General features: G+C 63.1%; 5 protein-coding genes. 1 reads left to right on the top strand and 4 read right to left on the bottom strand.

Going from position 1 to position 16,079, the window contains the following annotated elements:
• Nucleotides 1–31: 31 nt before the first annotated feature.
• Both ACZ5B4_RS02310 and ACZ5B4_RS02305 read right to left on the bottom strand, forming a co-directional pair.
• A complete protein-coding gene (locus ACZ5B4_RS02310) occupies nt 32–1,609 on the bottom strand; it encodes a hypothetical protein (protein WP_464912829.1) in 1,578 nt (525 codons plus the stop codon).
• Nucleotides 1,610–1,673: 64 nt separating this feature from the next.
• Nucleotides 1,674–2,618 carry a hypothetical protein gene (locus ACZ5B4_RS02305; RefSeq protein ID WP_464912828.1) on the bottom strand — a complete coding sequence of 315 codons (945 nt, stop codon included), beginning with the start codon at nt 2,616–2,618 and terminating at the stop codon, nt 1,674–1,676.
• A 420-nt stretch (nt 2,619–3,038) separates the two neighbouring features.
• Here ACZ5B4_RS02305 and ACZ5B4_RS02300 point away from each other — a divergent pair, with 420 nt between their 5' ends.
• Nucleotides 3,039–4,079, top strand: a complete 1,041-nt coding sequence (locus ACZ5B4_RS02300; protein WP_464912827.1) for a DUF1559 domain-containing protein — start codon at nt 3,039–3,041, stop codon at nt 4,077–4,079.
• A gap of 89 nt (nt 4,080–4,168) precedes the next feature.
• Here ACZ5B4_RS02300 and ACZ5B4_RS02295 read toward each other — a convergent pair whose 3' ends face one another.
• Together ACZ5B4_RS02295 and ACZ5B4_RS02290 are read right to left on the bottom strand one after the other, a co-directional pair.
• Entirely contained in the window at nt 4,169–12,040 is a 7,872-nt protein-coding gene (locus ACZ5B4_RS02295) for a hypothetical protein (RefSeq protein WP_464912826.1), read from the bottom strand.
• Complete coding sequence (locus tag ACZ5B4_RS02290; RefSeq protein WP_464912825.1) at nt 12,027–15,785, bottom strand: hypothetical protein; 3,759 nt, start codon at nt 15,783–15,785, stop codon at nt 12,027–12,029. The genes ACZ5B4_RS02295 and ACZ5B4_RS02290 overlap by 14 nt, the downstream gene beginning before the upstream one ends.
• Nucleotides 15,786–16,079 lie beyond the last annotated feature (294 nt).

Genomic DNA, 16,079 nt, shown 5'->3' with positions numbered 1-16,079 from the left:
CGGACCGACACATCTCGAGGGACGACGATCGTTAGGCGGCATCTTCATGCGAGTTTCGCCGACGTTGGAACGAAGTTGCCTCTTCCGGCGACCGGACCGTATTTCCTTGCGGCGGATTACGAAAACAAAAGACCCGGCCCAAGTCGGCGACCACGCCGGTCGCCGTTAATTGCTCCAAAAGCACCAGCATCGCCACGGGGTAAAGATGGAACATCAATCTGCGAAAAGCCGTGAAAAGGTGGTATGTGAGGGGATAGGGTGTCACGACGAAAACGGCGAGGTAGGACGCCGCCCCCAGCATCGTGAGCAGCCGCAGAGACATCGCTTCGGTCGAGAGGGGGCAGCGCCGCTTCAGCAGGAGCGACAAAAATAGGGCACCCCAGCCGAATCCCCAAACATTGTTCACACATTCAGAGGCGGCGAAGGAGGCGATTTGCGGTACTCTTCCCACGCACCGCGTGAGCCAATCCCACGAGAGCGCGGCAAGATACGAGCGGTACAGGGGCGAGCGCGGGATGTCTCCGTGAGTCAGTCGCAGCAAGACAAACATGATCAGGATCGGCAGGAGGACGATTCCGAAATCCACAAGCGGCTGCCGACGCAAGCGGGCACCGAGAGACGTGCCTTTTCCGGCGACGCAGTCTTCGTTCGATCCGGAACGCCGACTTGCATCTCGGCTTCGCCGGCGTGTCGTGAGCCGCGTTAGTGCGAGCGTCGTCAGGACTAGGCCGCTCCAAAGCGTTCCCTCTTGCTTGACGGCCATGGCCCCGGCGAGCATCAGGCCGCACAGCAAGGCGTAACGGCCGTCGGCACCGGGCGACACGTCGGCGGCGCAAATAGCCGCCGCCGCCAGGTAGGCCGCCAGAACGACATCCGCCGACCCCGACAATCCCGCCCCTTCGGAGAATTTCCACAGCCACGGCGTGAGGACGCAGAAGAAGGTAAGCCAACCCGCCGCGCCTGGATCGTACCGAGCCGCACAGCTTGCCCAAAGGAACGCGATCACCGTCAGGAAACCCCAAAACAAGAGGGGCAGGCCTTCGTCGTTGGACTTGCCGCTGCAAAGAAAGACTTGGGCTTCCAGGATCGGCACCAAGAGGGGATAGCCGGGCATGAAATGGAGACGATGCACATCGTGGAAATCATCGCCGCCGACCGCCCGTTGCTCGGCCAAGACCTTGGCCTTCAGCCCGTAGATGGCTCGCGCATCGTAACCCAAAAGTCCCAGATTTCCCCCGACCGCCGCTGCCGACAGCAGTATTATCCCCGTCGCGACGACGGCGACTAAGGCACCTTGAGTCGTGTTTTGACAGGTCTCGCTCCATCGCCGACGATCCCGAATCAAAAGCCATACGGCCGCGAGTGCGAGTCCGACATGAATCGCCCACACGGCCGTCCAATAAGTCGTGGTCCACCGCGCTCCAAGGGCCAAAGGGAAATATAAGAGCCCGACGAACAACAGACAGCCCAGCAGCAAGGATGCTCCCGCTCTGAACCAGGAATCCGCCGCCCGTCGCCCGCCGTCGGGCAATAAGAGTCGCGCCAGGGGATAGCCTGAGAACCACAAGACCAGCAGGACGCCGGCGGTACACCAGACCGAATCATTCATGTCCGACTTCATCCTGGAGGAAGAATCATGGCATCCCAAACAGCGGTAACGGCATGGAATTACTTCAGGACCCCGTCTCTGTTGCAAATGCCCCGTCCTTGATCGCTCGCCTTTGGAAGGGACGAGCCCCGTCGTGTCTCGGCGGCGGCACCTCGAAAACTCGCTCTTCCGAACGCGCTACGTCCACGGGAAAGATACCGCATTCGGACGGGCGGCTCTCGTCGAACGCGACCACGTAGTCGATGGCGTAACGCCGGACGAATTCCTCATACGGGATGGGCTCGAAGCGAATCGCCGCCGTCCAGTAAAGATCCGTGTCGGCATCCGCGTTGGAGCGACCGCCGGTCCTCATTTCGAGCCAAGCATGCTTGTGCCATCGTCCGGCCAAGTTTTGCAAGTCGTCGGGCAGCGCAAAGACACGACGGGGAAATACATCGTAGGAGAGGACCATGCCTTCCCATCCGCCGCGATATAGGATTCTCGCCTCAGGCGGCGTTTCCGCGATCACCTTGCGGACAAAGAATGGGTAATTGGCCGCCCAATCACCCCGGAACCTTCGTACCGGGGCGACCGACGCTTGGCGCAATTCGTCCTTCACATTGTGTAACGTCCAAGGAACCTCCAACCAGTAACCCAAGCCGATCAGCACGTGAGCGATCAAGGCTGCGATTACCAGCCGCCTCCTCCAACCGGCTTTCCGCCAGAGAATGGTAAAGCGGAGCCCGACGCGGCGGAGTCGCCGTCCGATCCGGCCGATGGGACGGGCGGAGGTCATCGCCCATATCAGCCCCGCAGTGACAGCACCCAGGAGAGGCCAACCGACGTGCCGGCCGGCGCGCGCCGGGAGGCTCAGCTCACCTTGGGCGGCGACCGCCCAGCCTACGCACAGGTACAAAACCGCCGCTACGGCGGCCATCCCCGCTCCCCAGTGCATCCACTTCGCAAATAACCGGTGGTTTCGATAGGTGATCACTTTGGAGACCTCGATCGGCAACGCGACCGTGCTCAATCTTGCTAGCGCCCCGACCGCCGTTTGCTCCGTCGCATCCCGCGGACGGGCAGGGCTGCAAGCCCACCGCCGCCGGCGCGAGGTTTTTCGGCGGCCCTGGGCGACTGGAGTGTACACACCCCACCGGGCAGGCGCCGCATCCCAGGGCGACGCGTCGGCAATTCAGTTTAGCGGTCGAATCCCATTTGCCGGAACATCATTTGTTGAATTCCACTTGTTCAATTCCGGTAGGTGCCTGACCGCTCAGGCTGGCATTTCTTCGGGACTCCGGCCGAGGATAGGGGGCGTGGTCTACGGGGAATGGACCCGGCCGGTAAGCTTTTCTCCCGCGGGCAATCCTCGCACCCTTGATAACCACGAGAAGCGCGGTAATACTATTTCGCTATTCGTCATACCCGAGCTCATTTTGGGGACGTTCCCATGCTCGTAAGTCGCAATCGATCCGGCTTCACTCTCGTGGAATTGCTCGTGGTCATCGCCATCATCGGCATCCTCATCGCCCTACTCTTGCCCGCGGTTCAAATGGCAAGGGAGGCGGCCCGCCGCTCCCAGTGCTTGAACAACCTCAAACAACTTTGCCTGGCACTCCACAACTTTCATGACGTCAACCAGGGGTTTCCCATCGGTTCGCCCGAGAAGGTCTGCCCCGGTTACGAAAGCATCCCCGCTTGGCAGTACCGCTGGGGACCGATGGCGATGCTCACTCCGTACATCGAGCAATACAACACGTACCAATCCTTGAACTTGGACGTGCCGCTGTACGGTCACACGGGCGTTTTCAACGGGCCTGGGGGCGGGATCCATCCCGACAACATCGCCCCGTTGTCGCTGGACATCAGCTTTTTCTACTGCCCTAGCGACGTGCGCCGGCGCGTCGATCCTGCCTACGGATCGACCAACTATATGGCTTGCTGGGGACGTGGAGCGCCCACTGCCACCGGCACGGAAGTGTATAACGGAGATGGTTTGTTCAAGCAGACGTATCCGGTCACCTTCGCGGAAGTAATCGACGGCACCAGCAACACTGCCGCGTTTTCGGAGAGCTTGCTCCCCAACCCGGATATGTCGTGGAGCGGCGGAATCGTGCTCAGCCGGACGAATAAGGATTTGGTGATCGTGGGTGCGTCCAGCGGGGGCTCGGGCGGCACGTTGACAAAAGAGTGGTGCATGCGCTACGGTGAGCCGATCGCTGCGCGCCCCAGTAGGGCGACACGTTGGTTCGACGGCTTTGTCCTCTATACCGCTTACTACCACTGGTGGGAGCCAAATTCCGATGTCCCCGACTGCTCCAAATGGGCGCCCATCCGCTCGTTGTGGCAAATGGCGCGGAGCCGCCACCCCGGAGGCGTCAATGTGGGCTTTGCCGACGGCTCCGTTCGATTTGTGGCCCAGACCGTGGACCTCGAGGCGTGGCGGGCGCTGGGTTCCATCAACGGCGGTGAAGTGCCGGGGCAATTATAGACCTCTGCGACGCCCGTCAGCAGCGGCAATCGGCCGCCGACTTACGGTGCAAGCGCGATCGCGCGAGCTTGGATGCCGCCGTCGTTCCCTCAAGCTGGACTTTGGGTTTCCTGCCGAATGCCCGCCGCTCCCGCCGCAAAGGCGTAGATGCTTACCCACAGCAGTAGCAATCCGAGTACGCCGGTGAAACAGACCAACACCAGCGAAGCGGCGCTGATCGAGAAGGCCAGCTCCCGATGTTGAGTCAGGTACTTCCACGCTCGTCTCGAGATCCAGAGCACGACCGCCAGCCCCGCCATGAGGATCAAGACGAGTGCCGCTTGCCGCAACCGGGTGACGGTATCGGCGGGAACGGCCCTGACGTGTACCTGCATTTCGCCTTGCGGGGCGACAAAGCAATACAACTTTCCTCGGGTCGGGATGGCTACATCCGGCGTTGGGCGACCTTGCTGCCCTAAGCCGACGGCCGCACCGGACGCGGGTGCGTCAGTTTTCGCGCTATCCCCCGGCGGAAGCCCGGCGGCCGATCCATCGATTGCCCAAGCTGCCGGTTTTTGTTCCAGGGCATCTCCGGCCGCGGTCCTCCTGCCTGCCTCTTGGGACTCGTACAGTCCTCGCTGCCGCATTTGATAGCGTTCCCCATAGCGGCGAGCCGCTTCGTCGGCAGCCTGCAGGCCTAAAGCCGAGGAATCGTCGGCAGGGACGCCGGGCGTCGCCCTGCCCTCTCTTGTTTGGACGGCCCCGCTCCGCCGCTCGAGCTGCTCAGATTCCTTGCGATCGCCGAATTCAAACCGGCTTTGAAGCTGCCTCGATGGGGCCGTGGAAAGCGCGGGAGCTTTTTTCCTCTCGGCGGCCGATTCCGCCTGGGCAGCCCCTTTCGGCACGGCCTTGGCCGCGCCGGGAGGGGTTTGGAACCACGATTGGTCAAACGAGGCACCGCCCCCCCGCTCCTTGTCCGTCGAGATTTGTCCTGGAAACGCGGCAACGGCGTCATCTGCCCCCTCGCGGACGCTGATCGCCTGCTGATTCTCGTAAAGGGAGCCTAGCAATGTCCGATTATTGAGGCTACGATTCGAAGCATCTCCTCGTTCGGCCTGTTCCAACGCCTCCACCAGCTCCCCGGCCGAAGACGGCAATCCCGATCCCGGATAGCCGCCGTAACCCAGGATGCCGTAGCCTTCGGACTCTTCGGCGTACGGCCGACCTGCGACGCTGCTCCCCAAAATCCGCAGGTTCAATCCGGCCCGCACTCGAGCATAGTCGTCGCCTTGCTTCAGCGTCTCCACCAAATCAGCGGCCAGCTTTTGCCGAAAGCCTTCATAGCCCGACGCCAATTCGCGTTCCGGAACGGGCCGCGCCGTCCCCCCGAAATCGAACAGCAGGCGATCATCGCTGGAATGCACGCGAAGCTGCGACCATTCCGGAGTGCCATCCGGCGTACCGAGCAACGGCAGCGCCTTCCGACGTTGCCAACCGATCGACCAGTCCGAACCGCCGTATTTGACGCTGACCTTCAGCGGTAGATCGCCTTCGGCGGTGCGTGGGACGGGGATGCGTACCGAGGAGGCATCGGCCGCCTCGTTCGCGCCGATCGGTTTGGCGGGACGTCCATCGACGGAAGCGGACCACAGGCGCGCGCCGTCCGGCAATCGTATACGGAGGAACTGTTCCTGCCGATTCTCGATCCAGTATTGCTGCTCACCGCGATAATCGCCGTTTCCATCGAGAGTCAAGAGGGCGTCCGCCAATCGAATCCGAATGCCTCCGCCGCGCTGCGTGGCCCGGGTGCGAGGGCGAAAAGCCAATCGAGGATTCTTCGCCCCCGCGCGAATGATATAGGCGTCGGTCAGCCGCAGGGCCGGACCGTCCGGACCGCGCAGCCGCTCCTCCAATTGAGCGCGCCGCTGAGTTCCAGCCGGCTCCACATCCTCGGACTCGGCGACAACCACCTCGTCGCGCCCCGCATTTTGCAAGGTCACCGCCTGAATCCCCATGCGCACCGGCGGACCGTCCGGGACGACGATCTCGGTCGGCACCGAGGCTCGATGCGGTGAATCCGTCACGGGGAAATCCTGTTCCACCAGGATTCGCAACAGTCCCATCAACTCATCCTGAAACTCGATGTTGACCCATACGTCCGAATCCGGTCCGTCCTCGCAAGGAGTGATCGATTTCGAACGCAGCATGGGGGCTTGAATCCGGCAATCCCGCATACCGGACGGCAAGCGAAACCGCAGGCCGCGAATCCCCGCCTGTTCCACCGATAGCTCCAGCAGCACCGTCTCTTCGACGGCACGATCGGTAAATCGCACGTTCCCGACCGTCTCGCACGCCACCACCGGCGTCCGGGAGCGGAGACCGATCACGGCCTCCAAAGGTGCATTTCCGAATTCCAGGGCCAAAGGCGTAAGCGTCCGCCGGTCTTCCGGCAACCATGCCAACCGAGAGACGAGGACCGGCAGGCAATCGCGCGTCGACCGCAATTCGAGTGAATATCGCGGTTCCACACTGACCGCCATTTCGCCTTGGAGGGACCGCACTCCCGGAACTTCGATTGCGGGCACGCTCAATTCCGCGGGCAAGTCATCGACCGACAAGGTAGCGCGGATCACCACCGGTACATCCCCCAGGATGCCGTCCTTGAGAAAGATGTTCAGACGCGTACGATCTTCCGCGGCCTGGATGTCCCAAGTCCCTTCGCCCGGCAGCTCCACCTGGTCGATGCGATGAATTCGGCCGGGCAGCAACACGGTACCTTGATAGAAGGGCCGATTCGCAACGCGCCAAATGATTCGCGCCTCCAGCGACCTGCGGAAAGAACCCACGCGAAAGACCGCCTGCACGACCGCTGATTGTCCCCCCTCGCGAACCCGTGCCCGAAGTCGTAATCGATGCGCCTCCGAAAAGAATGAATACGCGATCTGCGGTTGCACTCCCAAGGGACTCACGCGGGCATTCCCCACGGCCGGAACATACTCGGCCTGATCGGGGAGCGCCGCGACGGCCAAGGACTCGGCTTCCGTCGCCGTGACCTCCAAGTAGGGGCTTCGCCGCACGATGATGCGTCCGCCGTGAGACGCCGCGCCCGGCACCGTCAGATTCGGGGCCTCGAACTCGGCCTCCGTCTCCCCTGCTTGAAGCAAGGGTCGCCGCAAATGAAGTACAATCTTTTCTGCGGTACGTGCCGCTGCCAGCAGCGTGACGGTCACCCCGCGTTTCCCCGCGGCCTCCGTCATATCCCAACTCTTCACGTTTTCGCCCTCGATTTGCTCGATTTCCCAGTCCGCGGGAACCAGGAATTCGAAGCTCTGACGCTCGCCCTGGCGAAAGCGCAACGTGGTCGCCCAGTGACACAGGAGATCTTCTTCGCGAACATCGACCACGACGAAGGACGTAGCCGAAAGAGACGGATCGACGACGGCCTCGAATACCTGAGGTCGCCACTGGAGTGACAGATTCCCCGGCGGCAAGAGCGTCCCTTCGATCGAAGCATCCGCCTCCGCGGTAACCGTCCTCAAACGCCCCGTGCCCGCGGGAAACGATACCTCGCTTCCGGCTTGGGGGACCGCGAGTTTCAAGACCCCGGGCGCGGGACAGGGCAGAACGGCGTCAGCCTTCCGCAGGCCGCCGGTGCGCTGGAGCGGGACAAGCACTTCAATGTCCACGCGATGGCGGCCCTTGCCGGCGACGTGAAGGAAGACCTCCATCGGCGTTACGGGATCGCCGCTCACCTGCGGAGCAGCGATTTGGGCGGGGGATTCCGAGGCGGCACCCGGAGTACCGGGTTCCAGAGCCGCGGGCCGGCCGTCCAGTCGTACCGCGATCGGCGAGGCATTCCCGAAGAGCAGGGGTATCCGCACCGGTTCGGCGGCATAAACGAACACTTCGAACCCGCCCTGGAGCCGCAGAACGTCGGCCGAATCCAGGGAACCTTGGTAGGCGACGCCTCCCACCGCGAAGGGTCGCGCCGGTTGCGCCGCGACGGGCCCACTACTTTCAACCGCTTTCCACAATTCCAGGTACTTAGCCAAAGGAATCAAAACTCGCCGCCCCGGCGAGTGCCAACCCTCGGCCGGGTCGTAGGGAATGATGACGGCGTCGTCGGGCGGGTTCAACGGCGGCTCCGCGTCGAGAATTCGAACCGTCAGGCGTCCGGACGGATCCGTCGCCACGACCGCCGTCTCTTTCGTGTCGTCTTGTTGGGCGACGGCATGGCCGCCTTGTCCCGGCACAAGCAGGGCCATGGCCATCACGATGCCGGCCTTGGCCGAGGACGATCCCCGCGGCAACTTCGTCAAAGCGCGCCGCATCCAGACGTAAGCCCCGGCCAGGTTATTCCGGCAGTAGATGTAGGCTGCCGCGATCGGCGGCAGCAGGAACCAGGCCGACCAAGCACCCACGACCCCCAAAAAGAAGCGATTGCCGGTCTCCGTCATGAACTCCAAGCCCGGGATGAGCGGAATCAAGGATGCCGCCGCCAAGAGCGTCAGCAGCGGCCCGTGACCGTGGCCTCCTTTTCGGGCAGCCCGCATCTTGAAATAAACCGCCGCCATCCCGCCCAACAACACGGCGGCCAACGCAAAGACATCATGCGATCGCACCAACGTCAGGCGTACCGTCGGGCGGGATCCCAAGTTACTCAACGTCACGACTTGGTATCCGTCCGGGATCTGCAACGCCATGGGCAAATGACCGAACCCGACCTGCATACGCCGCTTGGTGGGAACCTGAACCGGGACTTGCGTCCCTTGCGGCCCCACGTCCCTCGGCGGTGCTCCGGGCATCGCGGCGGTGGGCGGCTGCTCTTCCGGCCGAGGAGTCGCGTCTTGCATCCCCGGCGCCGCGTCCAAGTGTGCCTGGGCCTGCCCCATCCCCGTGTCCGCCTCCGACAAGACCGCGGCTTCGCGGCCGTCCGCCGCCAGTTCTTCCTTTACCGCCGATTCCGTCTGGGGAACGGCCGGTTTATTCATTGCGCCATCGACAGCCCCATTCACATCAACGGTATCCTCCATGGGAAACCGACGATGAGCCGATTCCCTCGCAGCATGAATGCCGCAACCCGGTCCCAGGTACGCGAGATCGAACATCTTCAACGCCGAAAGGAGAATCGGTGCCGGATCGGCCTGAAGCCGCAAGACATTGCCGCGGCTGCCCACCACCGCAAAACCCGGCGGTAACAACACCTTCCAATCCAAGTCCGTGCAGGCCGGCTCTTGCGGCGCACGTCCGGGAGCGGCCGCCACCGAGAACCATACGCTTCGCAGCTCCGTCGCCGCCCAAAAACGGAATCCGCTGAAACGCTGCCCGTAAACCAGCCGCAAATGCCTTATCGTATGCAGGTCGCCCGCCGGGATATCGAGCCAAGATTCCTTTTCCACCCGCCGGACCCGTACCGGCCGGTCGTCCAAAAGCGCGCTCCACAGTTCGCCGTCCCGCGGCAGCTCTAAACGCAGGGAGGCGCCTCCCGTAAGCAAGAAGAAATCGGCTTGTCCCACCAAGGCCCCGCCCGCATCGACCTGCGTTCGCAGGATGGCCCGCTGAATCAGGAGCGGCGGCGTTTCCAGCACCTCGTGGCGACGTTCTTGAATCCGCAAGGGCGGCGGCTCCCCCCCGTAACTCATGACGGCCAACAGGCCGGGTCCCGGCTGGTATTCGGCCGCGGCCAGTTCGCCCTCATCCACCCGCCGAGCCTCGCCCAACAGATCGACTTCCAATTCGGACGTGGCTTCCAGCGAAACGATACCGGTCTGGTAAACCACGTTTTCGCATGCCGCCAGCGGCAAGGGCGCAGGTTCATCGCCGCCCGACTGCCGCTCCTGCCGCCACTCAGCGATAAGACGCACCGCCCCGACCGCCGGTTCCTGCAAGCGGACCGTCCAGTACCGCCTTTCGCCGCGAACCTCATGCGACACCTGCTTCACCGCTTTTCCTTCACCGGCAACCACCCGCACTCCTTCCGGAGCAAAAAGCGGCAAGCTGAACGAGAAGGTATCCTCCCCTGCGCCCTCCACTCGATAAGCCAGCTCGACATGGGCGTGCAACGCCACCGTCTCCAATCGAAAACATTGGAACAGTTCCGCACTGAGTCGCGGCTTGGCCTTGAGTATCTGGAACCGAGCCGAGAAGGGTTGCTCCACCACCCGATACGCCAGAGCGGTTTCAACCGCAGTCAGGCCGAACTCCTTGCGATCGGCCGCATTGAGAGGCGCCAGGCGATCCAGCAGCATCGGCCGAGCTTCCAAATCCGTCCCCGTGGTCAAAGCCGCGGCACCCCGCTCGCGCGTTGCCGATGCCACCCGAAATGCAGGGAAAACCACCTCGCCCGGTTCGTCCCACGAGCGAGCGGGCACCATACTCACCGCCTGAAAATCGACCCTCGTCTGCTCCCCCACGGCGATTCCCTGAGGCAATCGGATCACGACCCGACCTTCCTCATCCAGCCGACCGAAGTTCTCGAAACGCAAGGCCGTGCCGTCCGGCAACGTCACGCGCATGACATGCCAATCGGCCGGACGAATCAGCACCGCTTCATACAGCCTTTCTTCCAGCGGCGTCAGGAAAACTTCCCCCAAAAGACTGAGTTCGGTTTCCTTCACCGTAAGCACTAGATTCATCAAAGCATCGAGCTGAGGCCGCGGACGCTCCACGCGAGCCGTAATCTCCGGGTTTCCCCAGGGCGCATACCAGGCGGCGATCAAACGGCCGCGCGACGCCCCCTCGGCGGTCTCCGTCAGCGGGGCGAGCACCGCCGCAACCGCGGAACCGTCGATTCGCACCACACCGGCCTCGCTGAGGTCCTTCACTCGCAGATTCGCGTCCAGCAGCAATCCCGCCACCGCCGCATGCGTGGTTACGTTCAGCGGCTGGAAGAGGGCGATCGGCACGTCGGGGTCGTCCGCCGCGGTTTGCACACCTTGAATTCGAGCCGTGATCCGCCCGGTCGCCGGTTCACGCAAGGCAAGAATCAGCTCGCGACGTTCGTCCCCATGGCGCTCCTGCCATTTCGCCGCTGCGGGGCAGTCCACGGCGGTCACGGTGTATCCATCGGGAATCGAAACTTCGAGCGAGGATACCGGTTGATCGAGCACATCGAACGCGATCTCGCCGCAGATTCGCCGCGAAGCTTCTCCCACCTCCACCACGTTGACGCTGCGCGCGTGAACCAGCCGCCGATTCTGCCGCAAGCGGCTGTTCAGGGTCAGCACCAAGGTTGTCTCGTCCGCCGGGAGAACCAAGTCGAAGCGGGTTTCTCCACTCGCTTCCAGCCGCCGCTCCAGCACCACGGCGCCGGATTTCAATTCCACGTCTCCCGGAACGACGGCCCGGGTTCGGCAAGACGCGGATTGCGGAAGCTGAAACGTCAGACTTTGCTGGACCGACGAGACCTGGAGCGCAGCGGCAGCCGTGAACGTGAAGGTATGTTCCCCCACTCCTTCCGCGAATAACTCGATCGCGGTGGGCGCGCCCTTCTCTTGCACCAAGGAGAGCGCGGCCGGTTGACCGTCCATTCGCGCCAAGTGAATGACGGCCCCTCGCATGGGAAGCGGGATCGCGTGAAGGCCGTCGGCTAGCAACCGCAGATGCAGTGTGCCTTCAATCCACGCCCGATCGCGGTCGAAACGGAGCTCGTATTCCGCATCGGTCAGCGCCCAGGGGCGCGGAGCGGCGGCCGGTGGCGGCGTTTTTCGGGCCTTCGCCAGGAGTCCGTCGTATTCCTCGCGAGACAGAAAAACCCGCTCGGGACGATTCTCTAACAGGGCCGTCCACTCGCCCTCCGGAACGAATATCTCCCGTACGTGAATCGCCGGCCGGTCCTCCACCGGCTGCTTTCCCTCGTCGGCCGACCCCAACGTCGTCGCCGGCAATGCGAAGCAGGCCGCCGTGCAGCCTGCGAAGAGCAGCCGCCGCCACCGGATCGCGTTCGGAATCAACGCTTTGCGGGAAGGATCACTCCGAGTCATGGCGACGATCTCCTTCCTGCGGGCGCAGGTCTTCGGAAGCGGTCGTCTCGGGTCGCGGCCGATCGGCCACATCCGGGGCGGTTTCCGTCCGCGATTTCCGCTTTTCGATCATGACGTCGTCATCTTCCAGTACCACTGCGGCGGATACGCCATCGCCACTCTCGCGAACAGCCGGGGGCACTGCTTCGGCAGGTAACGGGGGAATCTCCGCCGGAAGCGGGCCGCCCGCAGGCGGCGGTTCGCCCGATACTTCAGCAGGAATGAAACCGCGCGGCGGCCGTTTCGGACGTTTTCGGACGGCATCCGAAAACAGCCAGACAACGAATACGCCGGTCCCCACTAGGAATAAGGTCCGGTCCACCATCTGGGCGGCGGCAATCGGGAAGACGACCGATGCGATGCACCACAGCAGCGTCAGCCAAGCCAAAATCCACAGTCGCGTGCCCCATCGGAGGCGGAGGAGCGACGCACCCACGATCAACCCGCCGATCATCACCAGCCCGTTCCAAAGCCGGCCGTCGCACATCCGCAACTTCAACGCTCCTCGGGCGCCCGGCGGCGGATCGATGGCAGAGTAGACCAGACCTGTTCCATCGACCGCGAAGTCACCCACCGTCACGTTCGCCCCCTCCGTAACCCAGTCCATCAGGGACTGGGGATCGGCCGCCTGCTTCACCCGCGGTTGCAGCCCTCGCCCCGGCTGCATTTCCCAGTCGAATTCCTCGGTCCAGGGCCCGAATTTCGCCAGCACCCGCATTTCCTCGGGCACGTACACGGCCAGATACACCCGCTGCACCGCCGGGGCCGAAGGCTGTACGTCCCGGTCGATGGGAAACTCCGGGATCATCAGCCCCGGTCTCTGCAATGGGGTATGGTAGCGCAGTTCGAGTATGGCGACTTCGTCGGGGGAAGTCTGAGCCAGGGGGACGTAGTACAACCCCCGTTCCGGCTCCCCCGCCTTGGAATGAACCGTCTCCGGGGCCAATTCCAGATCGAAGCGCCGACCGTTGAGACGCTGTTCGTTGGCGGGTTCGGCTCCCGGCGGGAGCGTTACGGCGAGTCGTTGCTGCACGCTGCGAATACGATAGAGGGCCTGTACCGCGATCCGATCGCCGCGCGTCACGACCATCCGCACGAAGGCCCGCTCGATCGCGGCCTGCTTCGCCGGTTCGATCCGGTATCGCAACGCATCCAGGATCAGGCTCCATGTGCCGGTGAACTCAAACGCGCCGGCCGCTTCGGGCATGCTTTGACCGCGCATCAGTTCGCGTTGGGGATCGATGGGCCGCAAACCAGATATCTCGCCGGCCTCCCGCACCTCGATATTCTCGGATTTGACGACGACGATCTGCCCCCAGGCTTGGTCCGCTCCGCGGGGTTGCAAATGCGGCACCGTCACGCGCAAACTCGCACCCTCATCCAAGTCGCCCGATATCGGCTCCTCCCAAGTCAGTCGAATCGTAAACTCTCCCAATAGCTCGGTGGCGGCCGAAAAGCCGAACGCCACGTATCCCGTCGCCACGTCCTCCGGTTGCGGCGTCCATCGCGTTTCTCGAATCTGCGGCGTTTGATTCCGCAGCCTATCGGCCACGGCCTCAGGAACATCGATCCGCACTTCCTTGACGCCGCTAAACTGCACGTCGCCGAAGAACGTGCTCTCATAACGCACGACGCGGTCCTCGATCCTCATGACCAACAGTTGAGCCAGATTCAATTGCGGGCGTCTTCGCCGGGCCTTCAACTCCAACGTGGAAGCCGGCTCCGTGAAGGCATAGGCGACGATCGGCGCCAGTCCCGCGGGACGATCCGGCGACTGCGGTTGCGAAGGGATTTCCGAGAGAGAGATCAGATGCAACCCGGCACCCGGCTTGGCGTCCACCTGCAAGTATTCAGGAGCGAACAGCGTCACCCGTCCCGTACTGCGTTCTACCGTTTCGGCCGCAACGCGGGGAAGAGGCAAGCTCCACTCCCGTGCTTCCGTCGGCCGGTCCAAACGCTCCGCGTCCGGAAGATCGCGCCGCAACGCGATCTCCACCGCAGCCTGCCCCAAGGCCCTTTTACGGAAGTTGATCGTCAACCGATCCTTGCCATCCCCTTCGACGCGCCAATCCGCGATCTCGACGGCCGGGGCGTTCTCCATCGCTCGGCCTTGGACGCGACCCACCTCGAACCCCGGCGGAATCGCCCACTTCACTTGGAAAATGCCGGCACGTTCGATGCTGAAAACTCCCACCGCGGAAAGCTGAAGCGCCCGGTCCGCCACGTACAATTCCACGGTTTCATCGACGGTCACGCGCGGCGAAACCGGCTCGGCAATCAACGCCAATTGATAGGGAACCGCGATATATCGAAAGACCCAATCCCAAGATTGCTGCCGGTTCGAAGCAGGCAACTCCGACGGATCGGCCTGCATCAGTCCCCGCGAATCCGTAATCTCTCCGCGCAGGCCCTCACCCAATCGCAGGGCCACGTAGCCCTCGTGTCGCCCCACTCCCAGGGGCTGAACGACGGGCAACAACATGTTTTCGCCGGTTTTCGTGGGCAACGAATAGACCAAGGAAAGGCGTTGTGTTTTCCGTGCCGGCTCGAACAACTCGACGTCGATCTGCTGGAACTGGGGCGCGTCCTCGGGAAAACTCCGCGTCCAACGGCGAACGTTTGGATCGAAGACACCTCCCACCGAGCACTCTTTGGGCAATCGGATGCGCAGCGATGCTAGCTCGGCCCGGCTGACCGAATAATCCAGCAGCGTTTGAATGCGGGTCTCCGTGACGGCCACGAAGACTTCGGCCTTTGCCTGGACCGAGGCCAAGGCCTCCAACCCCGCCGCCCCTTCCGCGGTCGGCGTCCAGCGGATTGTCACCGAGGGTCCGGGCGCGGCGTACGCCGTCACTACGCTGCCGAGAGTTCGCTCCCCGCCCCCATCCCCCGGCGCGTCTTCCGGTGAAGCGGGAGCGATATCGGTCGCGGCGGATTCTTGGTCCGGCGGCGTGGCGGCGGGCGTCACTTCGATACGAACTCCAGGCTCCCGAGTACGAACATGCCAGCGACTGACCGGTACCGGCGGCGTCTCGAACGTGACCGTCCGATCTCCGGAATCGCGGGTTATCCCCTTAGCGAATTCCAGCGTCAGATGCAGATCGCGCGGCTCCGAGTCCTCGTGATGAACAAGCAAGAAATAGCCTTGCTCGAAAATCAGGTCGGCCGCCGCGCCCTCGATCGTCGCCCGCCGAACGGCCACATCGGACATGCGTAGCGGTATCAGGTGCCACCCCTTGGTCAGGGCCACGACGTCCAACGTCATGGTCCCCGAGACGGCCTCTTTCCCCAATTCCAATTCGGTGGACGCGGCGCGAACGAGGTAACCGACGGGAGGCTGCGGCTCGGGTTGCGACTGTAAAGCGGATTGCGCTGCTTGCCACAATTCCCGAAATTTCTCATAGGGCAAAAAGACCCCGCGCCCCTCTTTCTCGAACACCGCTCGAAACTTTTCGTAAGGCACGTAGATCGTCTGTTCACGAATCACCGCCTCGACCGGGGGCGATTCCTCCGCCACCGTCGCCATTGAGGGCGGCGAAACGGACGGGTCGGAAGTTCGGCCTTCCTCCCCCGGTATCGGAGATGCGACAACCATCATGGCTATCGCCAAGCACCACGCCCACGCCGGCCGGAACCAGCGGAAGGCACGGCTGCCCAACATTCCGGTCGTTAACATGATCCGCTGACCCAGAACAGGCGCATTCATGGAAACCATCCTCAAAGAGTGATGACGGCCGACCGGCCCGGAAATCCTACAGCGGTAGGGCGTGCAACGAGGCACCCCGGCTCACAACCAAACGAGCACGGTGCCGGTTAAGGCCGCAATGCGGCCGCGACTTCCGCAGCTAAAATGTAGCTCTCCGCCGGCCTCAGCGATAGTGTTTGAGCGACAATCTCGCCGCCGTTCCCATGTTTGGAAATCAACTCTCTGGCGGTATTCACAATTCCGTATTCCGGCGTCCATTCACGGAGGCGAGCGATCACCGAACGATTCAAGAAA

It is taken from the genome of Thermogutta hypogea (assembly GCF_055386265.1).
This window is presented reverse-complemented; position numbering and strand designations above follow the sequence as displayed.